The 22,685-nt window shown below is 74.0% G+C and carries 24 protein-coding genes and 1 pseudogene; 9 read left to right on the top strand and 16 right to left on the bottom strand.

Going from position 1 to position 22,685, the window contains the following annotated elements:
• Positions 1-6 precede the first annotated feature (6 nt).
• A complete protein-coding gene (locus EQG70_RS06475) occupies positions 7-360 on the bottom strand; it encodes a twin-arginine translocase TatA/TatE family subunit (RefSeq protein WP_017833419.1) in 354 nt (117 codons plus the stop codon).
• 37 nt (positions 361-397) lie between these two features.
• Positions 398-1,069, bottom strand: coding sequence for a hypothetical protein (locus tag EQG70_RS06470; RefSeq protein WP_017833418.1), 672 nt, complete (start codon positions 1,067-1,069; stop codon positions 398-400).
• Positions 1,070-1,316: 247 nt separating this feature from the next.
• On the opposite strand from EQG70_RS06470, the pseudogene EQG70_RS06465 reads away from it, so the two are divergent.
• Positions 1,317-1,943 (top strand): annotated as a pseudogene (locus EQG70_RS06465) (O-methyltransferase); the annotation flags it as partial.
• An 8-nt stretch (positions 1,944-1,951) separates the two neighbouring features.
• On the opposite strand, the gene EQG70_RS06460 reads toward EQG70_RS06465, so the two are convergent.
• From EQG70_RS06460 to EQG70_RS06450, 3 genes are all read right to left on the bottom strand, one after another.
• Complete coding sequence (locus tag EQG70_RS06460; RefSeq protein ID WP_017833415.1) at positions 1,952-2,119, bottom strand: DUF3117 domain-containing protein; 168 nt, start codon at positions 2,117-2,119, stop codon at positions 1,952-1,954.
• Between the two features lie 122 nt (positions 2,120-2,241).
• On the bottom strand, positions 2,242-3,465 hold the full coding sequence (locus tag EQG70_RS06455; protein WP_017833414.1) for a hypothetical protein: 1,224 nt from the start codon (positions 3,463-3,465) through the stop codon (positions 2,242-2,244).
• Positions 3,462-3,770: a DivIVA domain-containing protein gene (locus EQG70_RS06450; protein ID WP_035927412.1), complete on the bottom strand. Its 309-nt coding sequence runs from the start codon at positions 3,768-3,770 to the stop codon at positions 3,462-3,464. Before EQG70_RS06450 ends, EQG70_RS06455 begins: the two co-directional genes overlap by 4 nt.
• Positions 3,771-3,958: 188 nt before the next feature.
• On the opposite strand from EQG70_RS06450, the gene EQG70_RS06445 reads away from it, so the two are divergent.
• The 4 genes from EQG70_RS06445 to EQG70_RS06430 all read left to right on the top strand — a co-directional run bounded on the left by EQG70_RS06445 (position 3,959) and on the right by EQG70_RS06430 (position 7,288).
• On the top strand, positions 3,959-4,687 hold the full coding sequence (locus EQG70_RS06445; protein WP_031282997.1) for an amino acid ABC transporter ATP-binding protein: 729 nt from the start codon (positions 3,959-3,961) through the stop codon (positions 4,685-4,687).
• A gap of 53 nt (positions 4,688-4,740) precedes the next feature.
• The gene (locus tag EQG70_RS06440) at positions 4,741-5,595 is read left to right on the top strand and encodes a glutamate ABC transporter substrate-binding protein (protein ID WP_017833411.1); all 855 of its coding nucleotides are present in this window, start codon (positions 4,741-4,743) and stop codon (positions 5,593-5,595) included.
• A 134-nt stretch (positions 5,596-5,729) separates the two neighbouring features.
• A complete protein-coding gene (locus tag EQG70_RS06435) occupies positions 5,730-6,416 on the top strand; it encodes an amino acid ABC transporter permease (RefSeq protein ID WP_017833410.1) in 687 nt (228 codons plus the stop codon).
• Positions 6,416-7,288: an amino acid ABC transporter permease gene (locus tag EQG70_RS06430; protein WP_017833409.1), complete on the top strand. Its 873-nt coding sequence runs from the start codon at positions 6,416-6,418 to the stop codon at positions 7,286-7,288. Before EQG70_RS06435 ends, EQG70_RS06430 begins: the two co-directional genes overlap by 1 nt.
• A 6-nt stretch (positions 7,289-7,294) precedes the next feature.
• On the opposite strand, the gene dapE is transcribed toward EQG70_RS06430, so the two are convergent.
• A complete protein-coding gene (gene dapE, locus EQG70_RS06425; RefSeq protein ID WP_017833408.1) occupies positions 7,295-8,404 on the bottom strand; it encodes a succinyl-diaminopimelate desuccinylase in 1,110 nt (369 codons plus the stop codon).
• 51 nt (positions 8,405-8,455) lie between these two features.
• On the opposite strand from dapE, the gene dapD reads away from it, so the two are divergent.
• From dapD to galE, 3 genes are all read left to right on the top strand, one after another.
• Positions 8,456-9,421: a 2,3,4,5-tetrahydropyridine-2,6-dicarboxylate N-succinyltransferase gene (dapD, locus tag EQG70_RS06420; protein ID WP_031282996.1), complete on the top strand. Its 966-nt coding sequence runs from the start codon at positions 8,456-8,458 to the stop codon at positions 9,419-9,421.
• 133 nt (positions 9,422-9,554) lie between these two features.
• Positions 9,555-10,478 carry a hypothetical protein gene (locus EQG70_RS06415; RefSeq protein WP_109268081.1) on the top strand — a complete coding sequence of 308 codons (924 nt, stop codon included), beginning with the start codon at positions 9,555-9,557 and terminating at the stop codon, positions 10,476-10,478.
• Positions 10,479-10,513: 35 nt separating this feature from the next.
• The gene (gene galE, locus EQG70_RS06410) at positions 10,514-11,536 is read left to right on the top strand and encodes a UDP-glucose 4-epimerase GalE (protein WP_017833405.1); all 1,023 of its coding nucleotides are present in this window, start codon (positions 10,514-10,516) and stop codon (positions 11,534-11,536) included.
• Between the two features lie 20 nt (positions 11,537-11,556).
• On the opposite strand, the gene EQG70_RS06405 is transcribed toward galE, so the two are convergent.
• The 4 genes from EQG70_RS06405 to fdxA all read right to left on the bottom strand — a co-directional run bounded on the left by EQG70_RS06405 (position 11,557) and on the right by fdxA (position 14,960).
• Positions 11,557-11,922 (bottom strand): A1S_2505 family phage non-structural protein, encoded by a 366-nt coding sequence (locus EQG70_RS06405; protein ID WP_017833404.1) that lies wholly within the window; start codon positions 11,920-11,922, stop codon positions 11,557-11,559.
• A gap of 100 nt (positions 11,923-12,022) precedes the next feature.
• On the bottom strand, positions 12,023-13,321 hold the full coding sequence (locus EQG70_RS06400; RefSeq protein ID WP_017833403.1) for a citrate synthase: 1,299 nt from the start codon (positions 13,319-13,321) through the stop codon (positions 12,023-12,025).
• Positions 13,322-13,485: 164 nt separating this feature from the next.
• Complete coding sequence (gene dapC / locus EQG70_RS06395; RefSeq protein ID WP_017833402.1) at positions 13,486-14,631, bottom strand: succinyldiaminopimelate transaminase; 1,146 nt, start codon at positions 14,629-14,631, stop codon at positions 13,486-13,488.
• Positions 14,628-14,960 carry a ferredoxin gene (gene fdxA, locus EQG70_RS18305; RefSeq protein WP_017833401.1) on the bottom strand — a complete coding sequence of 111 codons (333 nt, stop codon included), beginning with the start codon at positions 14,958-14,960 and terminating at the stop codon, positions 14,628-14,630. Before fdxA ends, dapC begins: the two co-directional genes overlap by 4 nt.
• 161 nt (positions 14,961-15,121) lie before the next feature.
• On the opposite strand from fdxA, the gene EQG70_RS06385 reads away from it, so the two are divergent.
• Positions 15,122-15,322 carry a putative acetyltransferase gene (locus tag EQG70_RS06385; protein ID WP_052132967.1) on the top strand — a complete coding sequence of 67 codons (201 nt, stop codon included), beginning with the start codon at positions 15,122-15,124 and terminating at the stop codon, positions 15,320-15,322.
• Between the two features lie 35 nt (positions 15,323-15,357).
• Here EQG70_RS06385 and EQG70_RS06380 read toward each other — a convergent pair whose 3' ends face one another.
• From EQG70_RS06380 to EQG70_RS06355, 6 genes are all read right to left on the bottom strand, one after another.
• Complete coding sequence (locus EQG70_RS06380) at positions 15,358-16,713, bottom strand: PIG-L family deacetylase (RefSeq protein ID WP_232035273.1); 1,356 nt, start codon at positions 16,711-16,713, stop codon at positions 15,358-15,360.
• Positions 16,714-16,750: 37 nt separating this feature from the next.
• Positions 16,751-18,664, bottom strand: a complete 1,914-nt coding sequence (gene typA / locus EQG70_RS06375) for a translational GTPase TypA (protein WP_109268082.1) — start codon at positions 18,662-18,664, stop codon at positions 16,751-16,753.
• Positions 18,665-18,938: 274 nt separating this feature from the next.
• Positions 18,939-19,361, bottom strand: a complete 423-nt coding sequence (locus tag EQG70_RS18475; RefSeq protein ID WP_232035272.1) for a glutaredoxin domain-containing protein — start codon at positions 19,359-19,361, stop codon at positions 18,939-18,941.
• Positions 19,358-20,056, bottom strand: coding sequence for a maleylpyruvate isomerase family mycothiol-dependent enzyme (locus EQG70_RS06365; protein WP_017833396.1), 699 nt, complete (start codon positions 20,054-20,056; stop codon positions 19,358-19,360). The genes EQG70_RS18475 and EQG70_RS06365 overlap by 4 nt, the downstream gene beginning before the upstream one ends.
• Positions 20,057-20,131: 75 nt before the next feature.
• Complete coding sequence (locus EQG70_RS06360; RefSeq protein ID WP_017833395.1) at positions 20,132-21,238, bottom strand: winged helix DNA-binding domain-containing protein; 1,107 nt, start codon at positions 21,236-21,238, stop codon at positions 20,132-20,134.
• A complete protein-coding gene (locus EQG70_RS06355; RefSeq protein WP_109268084.1) occupies positions 21,235-22,626 on the bottom strand; it encodes an MFS transporter in 1,392 nt (463 codons plus the stop codon). Before EQG70_RS06355 ends, EQG70_RS06360 begins: the two co-directional genes overlap by 4 nt.
• Between the last annotated feature and the right edge of the window lie 59 nt (positions 22,627-22,685).

Genomic DNA, 22,685 nt, shown 5'->3' with positions numbered 1-22,685 from the left:
GCCGGCTCAGGTGGCTTCGGTGTCGAAGGGGGCCCGTTCGCCGGGGGCCAGGCGGGTCAGCACCGGGCCGGGGCGCGGCCGGGGTGCGGCGGGCGCCGCCGGCTCGTCGTCCTCCAGGAGGGCCTGGCGCACGATGGTGCGGGGGTCGTACTGGCGGGGGTCGAGCCTGCGCCAGTCGACGTCGGCGATCTCCGGCCCGAGGGTCTCCTTGAGCTCCTCGGTGGCGCCGGTCGCGTAGCGCTTGGCGGCCTTGACCAGCTCCTTGAGCTTCTCCGCGTACTCCGGCAGCCGCTCCGGCCCGATGATGAACAGGGCCAGGAGCACCAGGATGATCGCTTCGCCGCCGTTGATGCCGAGCACAGGAAGTGATTTTACCAGTCCGGGAGCCGGTGGCCGGTCAGCCGAAGATCTCGCGCAGGCCGACCAGCACCGTCTCGACGACGCCGGGGTCCCCCGGGGACGGCTCCACCACGCGCCCCCGCTCGTCGGCCACGACGAGGCCCACGGTGTGGGCCATCGCGGACGGTCCGGAGTCCCCCGAGACGGTGTAGACGACCTCGTCCCCGACGAGCACCGCCCGCCACGGCGGCCCGGCGTCCACCCACAGCGGCACGCCCTCCACGGCGACGCGCTCGAGGCCCTCGGCGCTCACGGGCAGCCCGGTCAGTCCGTCCATGGGGTTCTCGCGGTCGACCCCCCCGCGCTGCTCCACCACGACGACCTCGTCCTCGCCGCGGTGCAGCCTGACGGCCACGACCGGGTGCCCGGACAGGGTGCCGCGGGTCATCGAGCCCACCCGGTAGCCGTCCGCGGCCAGGGTGGGCAGCGTCCAGCCCTCCGTGCGCAGCAGGTCCGCGGACACCTCGTCCGCGTGCAGCACCCCGTGCGTGCCGTGCCACGCCGAGACCGGCACCCGCTCCTCGGCGCTGTGCGCGGACTGCATCACGACCGTGCGCCCGACCGCGTAGCCGGAGCCCAGGACGAGGGTGAGCACCGCGCTCACGGTGGCCGCGGCCACGGGCACCGCGCTGCTGGGGCGGGCCGGCGCGGTGCGGTCCGGGCGGGGCATCGGTCCTCCTCGTGCGGTGGTCGGGCGGCGGGCTCCGGGTGGGCCCGTGCCCGGTCCCGTGCCGCGGTCGGCGTCGGGAGCGGGTGCACGGACCGCTCCGTGAGGAGGCCCGCGAACAGGTCCGTGGAAGACGTCGTGATCGTCTCCATGATCGACCGGGAAGCTGGATGCCGACTGGACGGTGGCCGGACGGACGGGCCCAGCCGGTAGGATGGCGCGCATCCACTACAGCGACGAAGGGCGGACCATGGGCGCGGACAAGACGACGAGCTGGTCGTACGCCGAGGCGTTCGCCGCCGAGGACGAGCTCGCCTACCGCGCCCGGGAGCGGTCCCTCGCCCTGCGCATCCCCCCGGTGACCCCGGGGACGGCCGCCGCCCTGACCGTGCTCGCCGCGGCGGCCCGGCCCGCCACCGTGGTCGAGGTGGGCACGGGGGCCGGGGTGTCCGGTCTCGCCCTGCTGCGCGGTCTGCCCGGCACGTCCGTGCTGACCACGATCGACACCGACATCCGGGCGCTGCGCGCGGCCCGCGACACGTTCCGGGAGGCCGGGATCCCGACGAGCCGGACCCGCACGATCCCCGGCCGCGCGTCCCTCGTGATGCCACGGTTGAGCGCCGGCGCCTACGACCTCGTGTTCCTCGACGCCGACCCCGAGGGGACCCTCGACTACGCCGAGGAGGCCGTCCGGCTGCTGCGCCCGGGCGGGATGCTCGTGGTCAACGACGCCCTGTCCCAGGACAAGGTGGCGCAGCCGGCCAACCGCGAGGAGAACACCCGGACGATGCGGGCCGTGCACCGGCTGTTCCGGGAGGACGAGCGCTTCAGCACCGCCCTGTTGACGACCGGCTCCGGGCTGCTGCTGGCCGTCCGCGCCGGTGGTCACTCGGTGACGCCGGCCAGGCACTCCTTGAGCTCCGCGGCCTCGGCCGGCTTCAGCTCGACCACCAGCCGTCCGCCGCCCTCGAGCGGCACCCGCATGATCAGGCTCCGCCCCTCCTTGGTGACCTCCATCGGTCCGTCACCGGTTCTCGGCTTCATGGCCGCCATGTGGGAACTCCTCTTCCTCGATTGGTGTGGCTCCCATCCTATCCGAGCCGCAACCGTGGACCCGGACCACCCCGGCGCCCGGGGGTCCGCGTCGGCGTGCCCGGCGCGGGGTGCGGACGGGATCAGGGCGGGTAGTCCCCGCCCCCGGGCAGCTGCTTCCAGTGCCACAGCCAGCCGACCCAGACGAGCTGGAGCAGCGCGCCGAACACCACGCAGGCCACCCGGTAGGCGCGCGAGTCCGAGACCGCGGCCAGCGGCAGGGCGAGGGGGAACAGCGGCAGCAGCAGCCGGAAGGTGCTGCTCTGGGGGTGCAGGAAGAGGAGCAGGTACACGGCGTAGCTCGCCAGCCACACGCGCGTGAGCAGGTCCAGCCGCTCCCGCACCACGCGGGTGCCCAGCAGCACCGTCCCGCCCGCGACCAGCAGCACGGGCGCGGCGAGCCCGAGCACGGGGCCGAACAGCCCGGCGGCGGCGTCGAACCAGGGCACCACCGGCTCCAGCCCTCCCCCGCCCCGCCACGCCGTCTCGGTGTCGGTGTACGCGGTCGGCTCGCCCGTGACGGCCCACGCGATCGCCGGCCAGGCGAGGGCCGCGCCGCACGCCAGGACCGCGAGGCCGAACAGCCCGTCGACGGCTTCCGCCGCGCGGCGCAGCTCCCCGGCCCGGTGCCGGCGCACGGAGCGCACGAGCCACGTGATCCCCAGGGCCGCCGCGAAGGGGACCCCCGCCGGGCGCGTCAGGCACATCAGGAGCACCACGGGGGCGGCCGCCAGGTGGTTCCCCCGGGCCACCAGCAGCAGGGCGCCCGCGAGCAGCAGCAGGTGCAGCGACTCGGCGTAGGGGACCTGCAGCACCGGGGCGACCGGGCTGAACGCGACGAACGCGACACCCCACAGGGCGGTGGCCGGAGGGGCGAGCCGGAGGAACAGCCGGTGGACGAGCAGGACGGCGCCCAGGCTCGCGGCCAGGGACACGGCCGACGCGGCCGCGTCCCACCCCGCGCCGGTGGCCGCCGAGACCACCCGCACGACCATCGGGAAGACCGGGTAGAACGCCCAGGCGTTCTCCTGCACCTGCCCGGCCGCGTCCCGGGGCAGGGACGCGGGATAGCCCTCCCGGGCGATGCGCTCGTACCAGTCCGAGTCCCAGGTCCCGGTGAACTCGAGGTAGCCCAGGGCGCCGTCCCCCCACGGACCGGGACCCTGCTGCCGGCCCACCGTGGTGAACACGGCCCAGGCCCAGAGCCGGGAAGCCGCCCAGACCAGCAGGGCCTGTGCCCACCAGGGAGCCCGGGTCCACCGGAGGGCCACGGCCGTCCGGAGGGCCACGGCCGTCCGGCCGCTCACGCCCCCGGCACCGGGCGGGACGGCGGGTCCTCCGGCGGCGGCAGCCGGTCCGCGAGGTGGGCCAGCACGGCGTGGACCTCCGCGGGGTCGTAGCCGCGGCGCCGTACGGAGAACGCGATCCGCTCCACGTCCTCCGCCGTCGGGTGCTCGGGCAGCACGAGCGGCGCCCCGGGGGCGCGCGCCACGGCGATCCCGTCCCGGGCGGGCACGACCCGCTCGGCGAGGCGGTCGCGGCCGAGGACCACGACGCCCACGACCGTGAGCAGCAGCACGAGCCCGGACAGCACCACGAGGATCTCGGTCATGTCCTCCAGGCTATGCGCCGCCGGGCGGGACGGGGCGCCGCAACATTTCTACGGACGGGTAAGCAATTAACACGATTGCAACGTGTTCGGCATCACACGGAACGAATCTGGGATATCTTTCCGGTATGTCACACGCCACTCCGCCGGCCGCCGCTCCGGCCTCCTCCACCGCGGGGACGGCCGAGGCCCTGGTCCGCATGACGCACGTCAACAAGCACTTCGGGGACCTGCACGTGCTCCGGGACATCAACCTGGAGGTGAAGCGCGGCGAGGTGGTGGTCGTGATCGGCCCCTCCGGCTCCGGCAAGTCCACCCTGTGCCGGGCCATCAACCGGCTCGAGAGCATCGACGACGGCGAGATCCTGATCGACGGGAAGCGGCTGCCCGAGGAGGGCAAGGCCCTCGCGAAGCTGCGCGCCGACGTCGGCATGGTCTTCCAGTCCTTCAACCTCTTCGCCCACAAGTCGGTCCTGCAGAACGTGACCCTGGGGCCCGTCAAGGTGCGGGGCAGGTCGGCGGCCGAGGCGAAGAAGCAGGCCATGGAGCTGCTGACCCGGGTGGGGGTCGACAACCAGGCCGAGAAGCTGCCCGCGCAGCTCTCCGGCGGCCAGCAGCAGCGCGTCGCCATCGCCCGCGCCCTGGCCATGGAGCCGAAGGTGATGCTCTTCGACGAGCCCACCTCCGCGCTGGACCCCGAGATGATCAACGAGGTCCTCGACACCATGGTCGCCCTCGCGAAGCAGGGCATGACGATGATCGTGGTCACCCACGAGATGGGCTTCGCCCGCAAGGCCGCCGACCGCGTGGTGTTCATGGCCGACGGCATGATCGTCGAGGAGAACACCCCCGAGGAGTTCTTCACGAACCCCCGCTCCGAGCGCGCCCAGGACTTCCTCGGCAAGATCCTCGGCCACTGACCGTCCCCCGACCCTCCGACCCACGCCACCACCTCCACAGCAAGGAGCACACCATGCGCAGCAGCAAGCCCCTCGGACTGGCCGCGATGGCCGCGGCCGCGGCCCTGACCCTCACCGCGTGCGGAGGTGGCGACGACGGCGGGTCCGGTGCAGGCGGCGAGGGCGGCGGCTCGGGCGAGTCCGTGCGGATCGGCATCAAGTTCGACCAGCCCGGCCTCGGCTACCGCGACGGCAGCGAGTACACCGGCTTCGACGTCGACGTCGCGAAGTACGTCGCCACCGAGCTCGGCTACTCCGAGGACCAGATCGAGTGGGTCGAGTCCCCCTCCGCCAACCGCGAGAACATGCTCTCCAACGACCAGGTGGACATGATCTTCGCGACCTACTCGATCACCGAGGAGCGCGACCAGACCGTGGACTTCGCCGGCCCCTACTTCGTGGCCGGCCAGGACCTGCTGGTGCGCACCGACGACTCCTCGATCGCCGGCCCCGACGACCTCGAGGGCAAGAACCTGTGCTCGGTGACCGGATCGACCTCCGCGCAGAAGGTCAAGGACGACCAGCCCGGCGCCAACCTCGTCGAGCAGCCCGGCTACGCCGACTGCCTCACGGCGCTCGAGTCCGGCCAGGTGGACGCCGTGACCACCGACGACATCATCCTCGCCGGCCTCGCCTCGACCGACGCCAACCAGGGCAAGTTCAAGGTGGTCGGCAACACCTTCTCCGAGGAGCGCTACGGCGTGGGCCTGCCCGACGGCTCCGACCAGTGCGAGGCCGTCAACGAGGCCATCACCAAGATGATCGACGAGGGCGCCTGGGAGGAGGCCGTCACGGCCAACACCGAGGGCGCCGACTACACCTACAACGCCGAGCTCAACCCGCCGGAGCCCGAGCCCTGCGGCGAGTGACCCCGGACGCGTGAGCACCCCGTGGCCGGCCGGCGACCGGCCGGCCACGGGACCGCGACCGCGCAGCACGCCGACCGATCCGCGACGAAGGGGCCTTCCGTGACCCAGGACCTGCCCGATCCCCGGGAGCTCCCGTGAACGACTATCTGACCGACTTCGCCAGTCTGTTCGCCCAGTACGACGTGCCGGGCGCGTTCTGGGTCAACCTGCAGCTGACCTTCTGGGCCGCGATCGGCTCGGCGGTCCTCGGCGCCCTGATCGCCCTGATGCGCATCTCACCCATCGCGTCCCTGCGGCTGCTCGGCACCACGTACGTGAACCTGTTCCGCAACACGCCGCTGACGATCATCCTCGTGTTCCTGGTCCTGGGCGTGTGGAGCCAGCTCGGCATCAACCTCTCCTCGGACTTCAACCGGAACTTCTTCCTCTACGCCGTGATCGGCCTGAGCCTCTACCACGCGGCCTTCGTCTGCGAGGCCATCCGCTCCGGCGTCAACACGGTGCCGGCCGGGCAGGCCGAGGCGGCCCGGGCCATCGGGCTGAGCTTCCTGCCCGCGGCCCGGCTGATCGTCTTCCCGCAGGCGCTGCGCGGGGCGATCACCCCGCTCGGCAACACCCTGATCGCCCTGACGAAGAACACGACGGTGGCCGCGGCCGCGTCGGTCACCGAGATCTCCTCCCTCATGAAGACCATGATCGAGTTCCGCCCGGACGTGATCATCGCGATCTTCCTGGTGGTGGCGCTCGGCTTCGTCCTGATCGTCGTCCCGGTGGGCCTGCTGACCACCTGGGCCTCCCGGAAGCTGGCGGTGAAGCGCTGATGGCCAAGACCCAGAACGTCCTCTTCGACGTGCAGGGGCCGCGTGCCCGCCGGCTCACGCTGCTCTTCAACGTGGCGGGAGTCCTGCTGATCGCCGCGCTCGCCTGGGTCGTGCTCGGCGCGCTCGCCGAGCAGGGCCAGCTGGACGCCGACCGGTGGACCCCGCTGCTCACCGCCCGGGCCTGGGAGAACTTCCTGCTCCCGGGGCTGTGGGAGACCCTGCGGGCCGCGCTGCTGGCGGTGGCCCTCTCGATCGCCTTCGGCCTGGTCTTCGGTCTCGGCCGGCTCTCCCAGCTGGCCCCGGTGCGCTTCGTCTGCACCGTGGTGGTCGAGTTCTTCCGGGCCGTGCCCGTGCTGGTGATGATGATCTTCTTCTACCTGGGCATCGGCCGCGCCGGCCTGGTCGAGCCCGCCAACGTGCCGTTCTGGGCCGTGGTGCTGGGCCTGATGTTCTACAACGGGTCGGTCATCGCCGAGCTCATCCGCTCCGGCGTGCACCAGCTGCCCAAGGGCCAGCGCGAGGCGGGCCTGGTCATCGGGCTCACGCCCTCCCGGTCCCTGCGGATGATCGAGCTCCCCCAGGCCCTCACCGCGATGCTGCCCTCGATGGTCAGCCAGTTCGTGGTGATCCTCAAGGACACCGCGCTGGGCTACATCATCACCTACCCGGAGCTGCTCGCGAGCGCTCGGCGCCTGGGCTCCGGGGACGGCAACATCCTGCAGACGCTGTTCGTGGTGGCGCTGGTCTTCGTGCTCATCAACTACCTGCTGACCCTGCTGGCCGCGTGGCTGTCGCGGTTCCTCAGCTTCCGCACCGCGGGCCGGACCAAGCCGGCCGAGGGGCCCATGGCCGCCGAGGAGACGACCGTCTGACGCCGCTCAGGCCGTGAGCCACGCGGCCAGGGCCCGGCAGCACTCCCGGACCGCGTCGGCACTCACGTGCTCGTCGTCCGTGTGGGCCAGCAGGGCGTCGCCGGGGCCGAAGTTCACGGCGGGCACGCCCATCTGCGAGAAGCGGGCCACGTCCGTCCAGCCGTACTTGGGCTTGGGCTCCTGGCCCACCGCGGCCACGAACGCGGCGGCCGCGGGACGGTCCAGGCCGGGGCGCGCCGCCGGGGAGAGGTCCGTGAGCTCGATCTCGTAGCCGGCGAACACCTCCCGCACGTGCGCCACGGCGTCCTCGGGGCTCTTGTCCGGGGCGAAGCGGTAGTTGATCTCCACGTGGGCGGTGTCCGGGACCACGTTGCCGGCCACGCCGCCGCCGATCCGGATCGCGTTGAGCCCCTCGCGGTACTCGAGCCCCTCCACCGCCACGGTCCGCGGCTCGTAGGCCGCCAGACGGGCGAGGACGTCGGCCTGCTTGTGGATCGCGTTCTCCCCGATCCAGGACCGCCCCGAGTGGGCGGCACGGCCGGTGGTGGTGATGCGGAAGCGCATCGTGCCGTTGCACCCGCCCTCCACGGTCCCGTCGGTGGGCTCGAGCAGCACCGCGAAGTCCGCCTCGAGCAGCTCGGGGGCGTGGCGCTGGAGCCGGCCCAGCCCGCTCGCGTCGGCGTCGACCTCCTCGTGGTCGTAGAAGACGTAGGTGATGTCCCGGTTCGGCGCCGTCAGGGCCGCGGCCAGGACGAGCTGGACGGCCACGCCGCCCTTCATGTCGGTGGCACCCCGGCCGTAGAGCACCCGGTCGCCGTCGGCCCCCGTCCACGTGGCGGGCACGGTCCCCCGGGCGCCGGGCGCGGTCGGCAGGGGCACGGTGTCGAGGTGGCCGGCGAGCACCACCCGCTCGGCGCGGCCGAGGTCGGTGCGCGCCACCACGGCGTCCCCGTCCCGGTGCACGGTGAGGTGCGGGAGCCGGCGCAGCGCGGCCTCGACGGCGTCGGCCAGGGGACCCTCCGAGCCCGAGACGGACGCGATGTCGATGAGGGCGGCCGTCAGGTCGGCGGGGTCCGCGGCGAGGTCCAGCTCCGGTGCGATCATGGCTGCCAGCATAACGGGGAGGCCGCAGCCGCCCGTCGGCCCCGTCCCGGCGTCCCCCGTAGGATGGAGGCCATGACTTCTTCCACCTCTCGTCCCGCCTCCGGACTCGGCCTGGCCACCGTCGTGGCCTCGGGCCCCAAGGAGGGCACCGTCCTCGACGTCTGGTACCCCGCCCCGTCCCTCTCCGACGCGGTCGACACCTCCCTCGACGCGGACCTGCGGCTCGCGGCCACCGCCGACCCCGACCGCAACGTCCGCAGCGAGATCGTCGAGACCTCGATCGACCTCGACGCCGCGCCCGCCGACGCCGCGGACGCCTACCTGCGCCTGCACCTGCTCTCCCACCGCCTCGTGCGCCCCAACACCCTGAACCTCGACGGCGTGTTCGGCCTGCTCGCCAACGTCGCCTGGACGGACCGCGGGCCCGTGCTCGCCGAGGAGCTGACCTTCGCGCTGCTCCGGATGAAGGCCTCCGGCGGGCACGTGACCGTGCACAGCGTGGACAAGTTCCCGCGAATGGTGGACTACGTGGTCCCCGCGGGCGTGCGGATCGGCGACGCCAGCCGGATCCGGCTCGGCGCCCACCTCGCCGAGGGCACCACGGTGATGCACGAGGGCTTCGTCAACTTCAACGCCGGCACCCTGGGCCAGTCCATGGTCGAGGGCAGGATCAGCGCCGGCGTGGTCGTGGGCGACGCCACGGACGTGGGCGGCGGCGCCTCCATCATGGGCACCCTCTCCGGCGGCGGCAAGGAGCGGATCACCGTGGGCGAGCGCGTGCTGCTCGGCGCCAACTCCGGTGTCGGCATCTCCCTCGGCGACGACTGCGTGGTCGAGGCCGGCCTCTACGTCACCGCCGGCACCCGGGTGAGCGTGCACTCCGACGGCGAGCGGTCCACGGCCAAGGCCTCGGAGCTCTCGGGCCTGTCCAACCTGCTGTTCCGCCGCAACTCCCTCACCGGCGCCGTCGAGGTGCTGCCCCGCGCCGGCGGGACCGTGGAGCTCAACGCGGCGCTGCACGCCAACTGAGCGCGTCGGGCCCCGCCCCGCCGCCCGACGCCGCGCAGGACGGGCCCGCCCCGCCCTGCGCGGCGTCGCCCGTCCACCCGTCCCTGCCCGCCCGTCGCCCCCCGCCCGTCCTCCCGTCCGCCCAGGAGCGCCCGTGTCCTCCCCCGTCCCCGGCCGCCGCAGCAGGTCGCTGCGGCTGCCGCTGTTCGTGCTCCTGCTCGTCGGCGCCGTGCTCGCGGCGGGGGTCCTCGTGGCCGTGGAGCTGCGCGCGGGGCGGCCCTCTGCCGGGGAGCCCCGGTGCGTGGTCGCGAGCACGGACGGGGACGGGCAGCGGCAGCGGCACGCCCTGTCCGCGGAGCAGTCCGCCAACGCCGCCCTGATCACCGCGGAGTCCGTGGCGCGCGGCACCGACCCGTACGCGGCGGTCGTGGCCCTGGCGACCGCGATGCAGGAGTCGCAGCTGGTCAACATCGACTACGGGGACCGGGACTCCGTGGGGCTGTTCCAGCAGCGCCCCTCCCAGGGCTGGGGCACGGTCGAGCAGATCATGGACCCGGCCCACGCCACGGCCGCCTTCTACGACGGCCTCGCCGAGCTCGACTACCGGACGATGTCCGTCACCGACGCCGCGCAGGCGGTCCAGCGCTCCGGGCACCCCGAGGCGTACGCGCGGCACGAGGGCCTCGCCCGGGCCTTCGCCGGCAGCCTGACCGGCGCCACGGAGGGCTCGCTCAACTGCGTGCTCCACGACCCCGAGCACCCCGGGGACCCGCGCCGGGCGGCCGACGCCCTCCGCGACGCGTTCCGCACGGCGGTGCCCGCCCCGCGCACGGACGGCGACCGGGTGGTCGTGCCGGCGCCCGGGGAGCCGGCGGGCTGGGCCGCGGCGCACTGGGCGGTCGCGCAGGCGGACGCGCTGGGCGTCGCCGAGGTGTCCTTCGACGGGCGCAGCTGGGTCCGGGCGGACCAGCGCACCGCCCGCTTCGCGCCCGCCCCGGGGTGGGTGGACGCCGCCGAGGCGCACCCGGAGGGCGCTCCCCCGCCCAACGACGTCGTGGTGGTCCTCGCGAGCCGCTGACGGGACCGCCGCGGCCCGGCCGATACGCTGGGGCCATGAAGATTCTCGTCACCGGGGGAACCGGCTACATCGGCTCGCACACCGTCCTCGCCCTGCTGGGGGCCGGGCACGACGTCGTCGTGATGGACAACCTCGCGAACTCCTCGCGGACCTCGCTGGAGCGGGTCGAGGAGCTCGCGGGACGCGCCGTCGAGGCGTTCGCGGAGGTCGACCTCCTCGACCCCGCGGGACTCGACGCCCTGTTCGCGGAGCACCGCCCGGAGGCCGTGATCCACTTCGCCGGGCTCAAGGCCGTCGGCGAGTCGGCCGAGCTGCCCCTGTGGTACTACCGCACCAACGTGGCCGGCACCCTCAACCTGCTGGACGCCATGGGGGCCCACGGCTGCCGGTCCATCGTGTTCTCCTCCTCGGCCACGGTCTACGGCGCCCCCGAGGAGATGCCGCTGACCGAGAAGCAGCCCATGGACGCGCAGAACCCGTACGGGCGGACCAAGGAGCACATCGAGGACATGCTCGTGGACCTCGCCGCGTCGGACCCGTCCTGGAACGTCGCCCTGCTGCGCTACTTCAACCCGGTGGGCGCCCACGAGTCCGGGCGGATCGGCGAGGACCCCTCGGGCGTGCCGAACAACCTGCTGCCGTTCATCGCCCAGGTGGCCGTGGGCCGGCGCGAGAAGCTGAAGGTGTACGGCGCCGACTACCCGACCGCCGACGGGACGGGCGTGCGCGACTACATCCACGTGGTGGACCTCGCCGACGGGCACCTCAGGGCCCTGGACCACATCACCGAGCACGGCGGGGTGCGCACCTGGAACCTGGGCACGGGCAAGGGCTACTCGGTGCTCGAGGTGCACGCCGCCTTCGAGCGGGCCTCCGGGCGCAGCATCCCCTACGAGATCACGGACCGGCGGCCCGGCGACGCCGCGGTGTCCTACGCCGATCCGTCGACGGCCCTGGCCGAGCTGGGCTGGTCCGCCGACCGGGACCTCGACACGATGTGCCGGGACCACTGGAACTGGCAGCGGAGCAACCCCGAGGGCTACGCCGCGGGCGCCTGAGCGCCGGTCCGGCCCGGGGCTCACCAGCCCCGGGGCCGGACCACGTTCGGCGGGGCGTCGGCGAACAGGGCGGCCACCCGCCGCTCGTCGTGGCCGGCGATGCCCGTGCCCACCCGGGTGAGCCAGAACGTCAGCTCGGGGTGCTCCCGGGCGAAGGCCACGAACGCGGCCGCCTCCCGCTCGAGCTCCGGGAGCCCGCTCATGCTGTCGATCGCGTACGAGCGCCCCTGCAGGCCGTGCCCCCGGCCCGGGACGGCGCCGAAGCGCTCGACGGCCGTGCGCGCCGCGCCCGCGAGGTGGGCGCCCCGGGCGTTGGAGCCGAAGACGAAGACGTCGTCCGGGCCGAGCTCGGTGATCCGGTCCGGGGTGTGCCGCTGCTCGCTCATGCGACCACGCTACCGGGGCGGGCGCCGGCGCGGAACGGCGGACGCCGGGCCCGCGCCCCGCGAAGGGGACGGGCCCGGCGTCCGCCGGTGCCGGGACTGCTCAGCGCTGCGGGTAGTGCCGCTCGCCCTCGCCCACGTAGAGCTGGCGCGGGCGGCCGATCTTGGTCTCCGGGTCCTCGATCATCTCCCGCCACTGGGCGATCCAGCCGGGCAGCCGGCCGATCGCGAAGAGGACGGTGAACATCTTCTCGGGGAAGCCCATCGCCTTGTAGATGAGGCCCGTGTAGAAGTCGACGTTCGGGTAGAGCTTGCGCTCCACGAAGTAGTCGTCGGCGAGGGCCTTCTCCTCGAGCCGCATGGCGATCTCGAGCTGCTGGTCGTTGCCGCCCAGCTTCTCGAGGATCTCGTGGGCGTAGTCCTTGACGATGCGGGCCCGGGGGTCGTAGTTCTTGTAGACCCGGTGGCCGAAGCCCATGAGCCGGGCGCCGGACTCCTTGTTCTTGACCTGCTCCATGAAGTCCTCGGGCGTCACGCCCTGCGTCTCGATCCGGTTGAGCATCGCGAGCACGGCCTCGTTCGCGCCGCCGTGCAGCGGGCCGTAGAGGGCGTTGATGCCCGCGGAGACCGAGGCGAACATGTTGGCGTGGGAGGAGCCCACGAGCCGGACGGTGGAGGTGGAGCAGTTCTGCTCGTGGTCCGCGTGCAGCATCAGCAGCACGTCCAGGGCCTTCGCCATGGCCGGGTCGATCTCGTAGTCCTCGGCGGGCACGCCGAAGCACATGCGCAGGAAGTTCTCCGTGTAGCTGAGGTCGTTCTGCGGGTAGAGCATCGGCTCGCCCTTGGACTTCTTGTAGGCGTAGGCGGCCAGGGTGGGCACCTTCGCGAGCAGCCGGATGGTGGAGATCTCCACCTGCTCCTGGTCGAACGGGTCGAGGGAGTCCCCGTAGAACGTGGACAGCGCCGAGACGGCCGAGGACAGCACGGGCATCGGGTGGGCGTTGCGCGGGAACCCGTTGAAGAAGCTCTTGAGGTCCTCGTGGACCATGGTGTGCCGGCGGATCCGGGTGTCGAAGTCCTCGAGCTCGGACGGCGAGGGCAGCTCGCCGTAGATGAGCAGGTAGGCGGTCTCGATGAAGCTGGAGTGCTGGGCGAGCTCCTCGATCGGGTAGCCCCGGTACCGGAGGATGCCGTTGTTGCCGTCGATGTAGGTGATGGCGGAGCGCGCGTTCGCCGTGTTCATGAACCCGGGGTCGAAGGCGACGTTGCCGGTCTCCTTGAGCATGTTCGTGATCGCGTAGCCGCGGTTGCCCTCGGTGGCGTCCTGGAGGGGCAGCTCGAGGGGGCTTCCGTTCCCGTAGTCGAGCCGGGCCGTCCCGGTCTTCTGTGCAGACTCAGTCATGTTCGTCCTCCGCGAGTGGATGTCGGTGTCCGGTGCCCGTGGTCGCCGCGCCGGGCGCCACCGTCGGCGCAGCACGGCCGTGTCCCGGGACACAGCGATCGTCAGGGTCCAACCTACCTGCTCCGTCCGCGCCGCGACCAATCCCGGCGGCGCCGGGGACCGTGTCAGGCGCGGCCGAGGCGCTCCACGGCGGCGTCGATGCGCTCGTCGGTGGCGGTCAGGGCGAGACGCACGTACCCCTCGCCGGCCGTGCCGTAGAACACCCCCGGGCCCACCACGACGCCCCGCTCCGCGAAGCGCTGCACCGTGGTCCAGGTGTCCTCCCCCGCCGTGCACCACAGGTAGAGCCCGGCCTCGGAGTGCTCGACCCGCAGCCCGAAGGCCTCGGCCGCGGGGACGAGCCGCTCGCGGCGGGACCGGTAGAGCGCCTTCTGGGCGGTGACGTGGGCGTCGTCGCCCAGGGCGGCCCGCATGGCCTCCTGGATCGGGGCGGGCACGATCATCCCGGCGTGCTTGCGGGAGTTGACGAGGCTCGCCATGAGCCGGGGGTCGCCGGCGAGGAACGCGGCCCGGTAGCCGGCGGCGTTGGACTGCTTCGACAGGGAGTACGCGGACAGCAGCAGGGAGTGGTCCCCGCCGCTGACCCGGGGGTCGAGCACCGACGGGACCGGGGCGCCGCCCTGCTGGACGTCCCAGGCGCCCCAGCCGAGCTCGGCGTAGCACTCGTCGGAGGCGACCACGGCCCCGAGGGCGCGGGCCTGGTCGACCACCCGCCGCAGCGACGCCGCGTCCCGGACGATGCCGGTGGGGTTGGCGGGCGAGTTCAGCCACACCATGCGCACGCGGGAGCGCACGTCGTCGTCGAGCTCGTCGAGGTCGTCCGCGGCCACGGCCTCGGCGCCCGCCAGCTGGGCCCCGATGTCGTAGGTCGGGTAGGCGACCGTGGGCCGCACGACGACGTCGCCGGGGCGCAGGCCGAGCAGCAGCGGCAGCCAGGCGACCAGCTCCTTGGAGCCGACCGTGGGCATGACCGCGGCGGGGTCCAGGCCGGTCACGCCGCGGCGCCGCGCGTACCAGGCGACGACGGCCTCGCGCAGGGCGGGGGTGCCGTGGGTGGTCGGGTAGCCGTGGGCGTCGGCGGCGGCGGCCAGCGCGTCCTGGACGACCAGGGGCGTGGGGTCCACGGGCGTGCCGATGGACAGGTCCACGACCCCACCGGGGTGCTCCGCGGCGACAGCCCGGTACGGGGCCATCGTGTCCCACGGGTAGTCGGGCAGGGCGAGGCCGAAGGAACGGTCCCCCTGCGTCACAGGGCGACGTCCTGGTTCTGCGGGGGCAGCGCCGCGATCATGGGGTGGTCCGTGTGCGTGTTGCCGAGCTTCGCGGCGCCACCGGGCGAGCCGAGGTCGTCGAAGAACTCGACGTTCGCCTTGTAGTAGTCGGCCCACTCCTCGGGGGTGTCGTCCTCGTAGTAGATGGCCTCGACGGGGCACACCGGTTCGCACGCACCGCAGTCCACGCACTCGTCGGGGTGGATGTAGAGCGAGCGCTCCCCCTCGTAGATGCAGTCGACGGGGCACTCCTCGACGCAGGCCTTGTCCTTCACGTCGACACAGGGCTGGGCGATGACGTAGGTCACGGCGGTTCGAACCTTTCTCCTGGGATTGCTCCGACCAGTCTAGCCACGGTGCCCTGGCTAGGATGACAGCCATGGAGCATCCGACATCCGGCTCAACATCGCCGTCCGGGACGTCATCTTCGGCGCTGGGCCTGCTCACCGGCCTGCCGGCTGGTACGCGCGTGAGCGTGCGCTACGCCCTGCCGGCCGACGACGCCTCCGGGCTGCCGCTCACCGACGCGCTGGGCGAGCTGCTGGCCGCCGACGAGGAGTCCGTCACGGTGCGGACCCGCCGGGGGGACGTGCTGATCGGCGCCGGCGGGATCCGGGCCGTCCGGGTGGTCCCGCCCGCGCCGCCGCGGCGCCGGCCCCGGGGGGCCTGAGCACCGGGCTCCGCCCAGGCGGGCGCCGGGGGGGCTCAGCCCGCGCCGGTCCTGCGCCGCCGGGCGCGCAGCCACCGGGCCGTGACGAGCACGGACAGCAGGGTCGTCGCGAAGACCAGCCCGAACCAGGCCAGCCCCAGGATCCCCACGGGCGTGCCGGGGTCCGTCACGACGATCACGGAACCGTCCCCGCCGTAGGCGAAGAGCCAGGAGACGAGGTAGCCGGTCAGCCCCGGCACGGCGGCGGCCCACACGCGGCGGGTCGCGGTGCCGACCCACAGGGACACGCTGAGCAGCAGGGCGGTCGCGAAGAGCAGCCCCCACGGGAGCCACCACCCGGCGGGCGCGTACCAGACGGCGCTGTGCAGCACCGTGGCCACGGACGCCGCCACGGCCCCGGCCGCGACGGACGTCACGAGGGCCGAGAGCACGGATGCCCGGGCGCGACCGGGCGTCTCCTCCTCCGCGGCGACCGCGTCCGGGTCCCCGGCGAGCAGCCGGTAGGTCTCGAGGGCGCTGAAGGGCTGCCACACCCCGTTCGAGAGGGCGAAGCGCGAGCCGTCCCCGGAGAGCACCAGCTGGGTGGCGTGGGCGGCCATGGCGGCCCGCTTGCGCCCGGCGGAGCCGTGCACCGCGGCCTGCGGCCGCGGGTCCTCGGACCGCGCCTCGCCCTCGACGGCCCACACGAGGGGGGTGTGCCAGGGGTCGACGGGCTCCCCGTCGGCGTCCGCGCCCGGACGGGCGGCCAGCTCGGCGCCGCGCACCGCGACGGCGGAGGTGCGGACGTGGTCGGGGTGGCCGTAGCCGCCGTCGTCGTCGTAGGTGACGAGCACGTGCGGGCGCACGGCCCGGACCGCCGCGGCGACGTGGGCGGCGGCCTCGTCGGCCGCGGCCGCGGTGAGGCTGTGCGGCGAGGAGTCCTCGGCGGGGGCGGCCCGCCCGTCCGGGCCCCAGGACATGCCGGAGTCGTGGTAGTGGCCCGTGCCGCCGGCGAAGCCCACGGCGGGGTCCAGGGCGGGGGGCTCCCCCGCGAAGAAGCGCTCGGCCACGCCCAGGCGGGCCGCGGCGGCGTCGAGCTCGCCGACCCGGTGGCGGCCCAGGGCCGTGCCGTCGTCGGTGCACCCCGGCCGGCCGACCTCGAGGGCGTGCAGCGGCTCGGGGATGACCTCGCCGCGCTCGCCGCGGGTCATGGTGAGCAGCACGACCCGCGCGCCGAGCTCCGCGTAGCGGCCCATGGTGGCGCCGGTGGCGATGGACTCGTCGTCGGGGTGGGCGTGCACGAACAGGAGCCGGGCGTCCTCCGGGCGCAGGCCCGGGGGCAGCAGCCCCGGCAGGGCGTCCTCGCGCACGAGGACGCCCTGCTCGGGGTAGTACGGGACGGGCTGGGTCACGGCCGGGCCTGCTGCGCGGTGCTGCTGCGGTCCGGGGTCAGGCGCGGGCCCGGGCCCGGTGCGCCTTCATCCGCTCGTTGGCGTCGAGGATCACCTTGCGGATGCGGATGGCGTCCGGGGTGACCTCCACGCACTCGTCCTCGCGGGCGAACTCGAGGGACTCCTCGAGGGTCAGCTTGCGCGGGGGCGTGAGGTTCTCGAAGGTGTCGGAGGAGGCCGCACGCATGTTGGTGAGCTTCTTCTCCTTCGTGATGTTCACGTCCATGTCGTCGGCACGGGAGTTCTCGCCCACGATCATGCCCTGGTAGACCTCGGAGGTGGGCTCCACGAAGAAGGACCCGCGCTCCTGCAGGTTGATCATGGCGAACGGGGTGACCACGCCGGCGCGGTCGGCGATCATCGAGCCGTTGGTGCGGTACTCGATGTCCCCGGCCCACGGCTCGTAGCCGTCGGCGTAGGAGGACGCGATGCCGGCGCCGCGGGTCTCGGTGAGGAACCGGGTGCGGAAGCCGATCAGCCCGCGGGCGGGGACCTTGAACTCCATCCGCACCCAGCCGGTGCCGTGGTTGGCCATGGCCTCCATGCGGCCCTTGCGCCCGGCCATCAGCTGGGTCACGGCGCCGAGGAACTCGTCGGGGACGTCGATCGTCATGTGCTCGTAGGGCTCGTGCACCTTGCCGTCGACGGTCTTGGTCACGACCTGGGGCTTGCCCGCGGTCAGCTCGAAGCCCTCGCGGCGCATCTGCTCCACCAGGATCGCCAGGGCCAGCTCGCCGCGGCCCTGGACCTCCCAGGCGTCGGGGCGCTGGGTGGGGAGCACCTTGAGCGAGACGTTGCCGACGAGCTCCTTGTCGAGGCGGTCCTTGACCTGGCGGGCCGTGACCTTGGTGCCCTTGGTGCGGCCGGCCAGCGGGGAGGTGTTGATGCCGATGGTCATGGAGATCGCGGGGTCGTCCACCGTGATCAGGGGCAGCGGCTGCGGGTTCTCCGGGTCGGTGAGGGTCTCGCCGATGGTGATGTCCTCGATCCCGGCCACGGCCACGATCTCGCCGGCGCCGGCGGAGTCGGCCGGGACGCGGTCCAGGCCCTTGGTGGCCAGCAGCTCGGAGATCCGCACGTTCTTGAGCTCGCCGTTGGCGCGCGCCCAGGCCACGGTCTGGCCCTTCTTGAGGGTGCCGTTGAAGATGCGCAGCAGGGCGAGACGGCCCAGGAACGGGGAGGCGTCCAGGTTGGTCACGTGCGCCTGGAGCACGCCCTCGGGGTCGTAGGAGGGCGCGGGGACGTGCTTGATGATGGTCGCGAACAGCGGCTCGAGGTCCTCGTTGTCCGGCAGGCCGCCGTTCTCGGGCTGCGTCAGGGAGGCCCGGCCGTCACGGCCCGCGGCGTAGACCACGGGCACGTCCAGGACGGCGTCCAGGTCCAGGTCCGGCTCGTCCTCGGAGATGTCCGAGGCCAGGCCCAGCAGCAGGTCCATGGACTCGTGCACGACCTCCTCGATCCGGGCGTCCGGGCGGTCGACCTTGTTGACCACGAGGATCACGGGGAGCTTGGCCTCGAGGGCCTTGCGCAGCACGAAGCGGGTCTGCGGCAGCGGGCCCTCGGAGGCGTCCACGAGCAGCACGACGCCGTCGACCATGGACAGGCCGCGCTCGACCTCGCCGCCGAAATCGGCGTGGCCGGGGGTGTCGATGACGTTGATGGTGATGGTCTCCCCCTCGGCGGAGGGACCGTCGTAGAACACCGTGGTGTTCTTGGCGAGGATCGTGATCCCCTTCTCGCGCTCCAGGTCACCGGAGTCCATCACGCGCTCCTCGACCTCACCGTGGGCGGAGAACGCGTGCGTCTGCTGGAGCATCGCGTCCACGATGGTGGTCTTGCCGTGGTCGACGTGGGCCACGATGGCCACGTTGCGGAGGTCGGCGCGCTGGGCGGTGGTGGAGGTGACAGGCATACGCGTGGGTCTCTCTTCGGGTGGAGATGCGGGGGGAGGTGCAGCCCTCCCGATGGGTGCGGCCGGGGCGCCGCCGCGCACCCGGAGGGACCCGGGCGGGAGCGCCCGCTCAGCGGGCCGTAGACCATTCTACCCCGCGGCGCCGCCCCGGCGGCACCCCGGACGGCTGTGACCCCGCCGACTCCCCCCGTCCGCCCGTCCGGCGCGGCGCCTCGTCCCCGTCCCGGGGCGGGCGTCGATCCGTCCGGGGACGTGGAGCGCGCCGGGGGTCCGGTCAGGCCCGGTGCTCCAGCGCCGCCCGGACCGTGGCGGGGGAAGGGTTCGTGTGCGGGACGCTGTCGACGACGACGGTCGGCACCGTCGCGTCGCCCCCGTTGACCGAGCGCACGTAGGCGGCGGCGTCCGGGTCCGCCCAGATGTCCACCCAGCGGGCGCGCCTGGCGCGGGAGCCCAGGGACGCACGCAGGCGCAGGCAGTAACCGCAGCCGGGGCGGTAGTAGACGGTCACCGCGTCCGGGGCGGCGCCCCGGCGCGGGAAGACCAGCGGGGAGCACAGCGCGACGGCCACGGCGCCGGCGAGCACGGCGATCGTCGCCTCGCCGAGCTCGCCGCGCCCGAGCCGGACGGCGGCGGCGGCGCCGGTCGCGAGCACGACGAGCGCCGCGAGCCACCAGCTGCGCACGGGGCGTCCGGTCACCAGGAGGGCAGCACCGGCAGCGGGCCGTCGGCCTCGACGTTCTCGCCGTCGCCGCGGGCCAGCCACTCGAGCAGGCCCTCCCGGTCGGACTCGACGCGCAGGGCGCCGTCGCCGATCACCCACTCGTCGCGCTCCTCCGTCACCAGCGTCATGCCGGGGGCGCCCTTGGCGCGCATGGTGCGCACGGCGGCCTCGAGGGCGTTGAGCAGCGAGTCGGGGTCGGCCTCCTCGATGGTCCAGGCGGTGTCGAGGTCGTGGTGGTGGACGACGACCTCGGCGATGCGCAGCGCCACGATCGAGGTAGCGGGGATCACCTTGCCGTGCAGGTGCACCTCCTCGACCGCGAGCTCACCGGTCAGCCGCTGGGCCTGCTCGGCGAAGTAGGCGGCCGACTCGCGCGCCTTCTCGACCAGCTCCTGGCGGGGCAGGGCGGCCAGCTCGGCGATGTCCTGGTTCCGGGCCTCCATCGAGGCGTAGGGGGCCTGCTCCTGCCCGGTCACGGCCCAGTCGACGAGCTTGACGAGGGCGCGCCCGTTGGAGGCGAGGTGGGCGACGACGTCGGCGCGGCGCCATCCCTCGCACAGCGAGGGGGCGGCCAGCTCGTCGTCGGACAGGGACGCGGTGGTGGCCAGGAACATCTCGGTCTCGCGGCCGAGGCGGGAGAGGTCCGAGTGCAGGCGGGCGGGGTTGATCATGGCCTCACCCTATCGAGCGCCGGGTGAGCCGGACCACCTCCCGGGCCCCCGGACCCATACCGGCTTCGTCTCGGCTCAGAGCGCCGGCAGCCGCGCGAAGGCCCGCTCGGCGGCCGTGCGGCGGGCCGCCGAGAGCTCCTCGAACGGGTCGAGCACGAGCTCGGCTCCACCGGCGCGGCGCACGCGCCCCCAGGTCCCCACGATCCGCCCGCCCGCCACGAGGGTGGGCTTGAAGACCCCGTTGCCGCCGGGGACGATCCGCGCCGCGTGGGCCGGGGCCAGCACGTGGGAGCGGTCCCCGTAGCCCAGGACGTACTCGTCGAAGGGCGGCAGCAGGAAGACCCCGGCGGCGCGGCGCCCGCCGGGTGCGGGGCCCTCGAGCACCTCGGTGGCGCACCACAGCTCGCGGCCGGCGCGGTCGTGCACCGCCACGACACCGTCGGCCCCCGCCAGCGCGGCGCGCACCGCGGAGCGCGGCAGGGCCGCCCACCGGGCGGCGTCCGCGACGGAGGCCGGGCCGTGGCCGCGCAGGTACCGGCGCACCCAGCGGGCGACGACGGGCGGAGTGCCGCCGGCGGCCGCCCCGGGCACGGCCGCCTCCTCCCCCGCGGCGGGGACCCAGTCCGCGACGGGCACCACGAGCTGGTCCCGGCCGTCCGCCGTCAGCGGGCCCAGGCACAGGGTCGCGTCCAGGTGCAGGGCGAGCATCAGGTGGTAGGCCCGGCCAGGCTCGCCCAGCAGCCCGGCCTCCTCCCACGCGGCGTGCAGGCGTTCACGGGGCTGCGGGCCGTGGCGCAGCGCGGCGAGGGCGCTCTCCCGGGCCGCGTCGAGCCGCTCGTCGATGCCCAGGGCCCGGCGCCGGGCGGACGTCGAGGCGACGGTGCGGGGACCCAGGACCGCCAGCCACGCGCGCAGGTCCTCGGCGGGCACCAGGTGCAGGGTCCCGCGCATGGGCCACGTGCGCACGATCCGGCCGTCGTCGAAGGCCTGCCGCAGGCCGTCGGACCCGCCGGCCCGCCGCAGGGCGACCGACACCAGGGCGCCGGGCAGGTCTTGGGCCTGGACGGCCCCGAGGGCGCGCACCACGTCCTCGGGCGCCACGTCCTCCGGGCGCACGAGCCCGTGGGCCGCGAGCCGGGCGAGGCCGATCTCGCGGTCCGTCAGGACGGCCGGGGAGCTCACTGCAGGGCCCGTCCCCGCTGCTCGGGCAGGGCGAACGCGGAGAGGGCGGCCACGAGGAAGGCGGCGCCGAAGACGGCGAAGACGGTGACGACGTCGTAGCGCTCCCCGCCGAGCGCGAGCAGCGCCGGCACGGCCAGCGGGGCGAGGATCGAGGCGACGCGGCCGAACGCCGCCGCCGCCCCGGTCCCCGTCCCGCGCAGCGCGGTGGGGTAGAGCTCGGGGCCGATCGCGTACAGGGCCCCCCACGCGCCCAGGTTGAAGAAGGACAGCGCCATGCCGGAGCCGATCACCTGCCACGGGAGCACGATGCTGCCCATCGAGACGATGCCGAAGAGCAGGGCGCTCACCGCGGAGCCCCCGAGGAACACGGCCAGCGTGATCCGGCGGCCCCAGACCTCGATGAGCCAGGCGGCCGCGGCGTAGCCGGGCAGCTGGGCGAGCGTGATGACCAGGACGTAGCCGAAGGAGGTCGTCAGCGTGAGGCCCTGCTGGAGCAGCAGGGTGGGCAGCCAGGTGAACGCCCCGTAGTAGGCGAAGTTGATGCAGAACCAGACGGTCCACAGCGCCGCCGTGCGCCGCCGCAGGGTCGGGGCCCAGATCCCGCTCGCGTCCTCCGCCGGGCGCGGACCGTGCGCCTCGGCCGCCCGGGCCTGCTCGGGGGTCTCGGCCCGGGAGCGACCCAGCGGCCGCGCCCGCTCGAACCGGCGCACCGCGGCCTCGGCCTCGTCCGTCCGGCCCCGGTGCTCGAGGAAGCGCACGGACTCCGGCAGGGCCCGGCGCACGACCACGGCGTAGAGGGCCGGCACGAGCCCGACGACGAGCGCCCAGCGCCAGCCGTCCGGGGAGGACGGCACCACGAAGTAGCCCACGAGGGCGGCGAGGATCCAGCCGACGGCCCAGAAGGACTCGAGGACCACCACCACGCGGCCGCGGATCCGCCGGGGCGCGTACTCGGAGACGAGGGTGGAGGCGACGGGCAGCTCGGCGCCGAGGCCGAGGCCCACCACGAACCGCAGGATCACGAGCGCGGCGAGGGACCCGACGAGCGCGGACGCGCCGGTGGCCGTGCCGTAGACCAGCAGGGTCAGGGCGAAGACCTGGCGCCGGCCGAGCCGGTCGGCCAGGAGCCCGCCGAGGCTGGCGCCCACGGCCATCCCCACGAAGCCGATCGACGCGAGCAGGGACAGCTGCCCGGAGCCCAGGCCCCACTCCTGGGCGAGCGCGGCCATCACGAACGAGATCAGGCCCACGTCCATGGCGTCCAGGGCCCAGCCGACGCCGGAGCCGACGAGCAGCTTCCGGTGCTCGGTGGTGAACGGCAGCCGGTCCAGCCGCTGGGAGCGCGTCGGGGCGGACGCGGCGGCGCCGGGCCGCTGGCTCTCGTGCATGCTCCGGTCCTTCCCTCGCTGCGCTGTGCTGCGACCACTGTAGGCGCTCGGGGCCGCGC

It is taken from the genome of Kocuria rosea, from assembly GCF_006094695.1.
GTDB lineage: Bacteria > Actinomycetota > Actinomycetes > Actinomycetales > Micrococcaceae > Kocuria > Kocuria rosea.
Note: the sequence above shows the minus strand (reverse complement) of the source record. Positions and strands in the feature narration are given on the sequence as shown.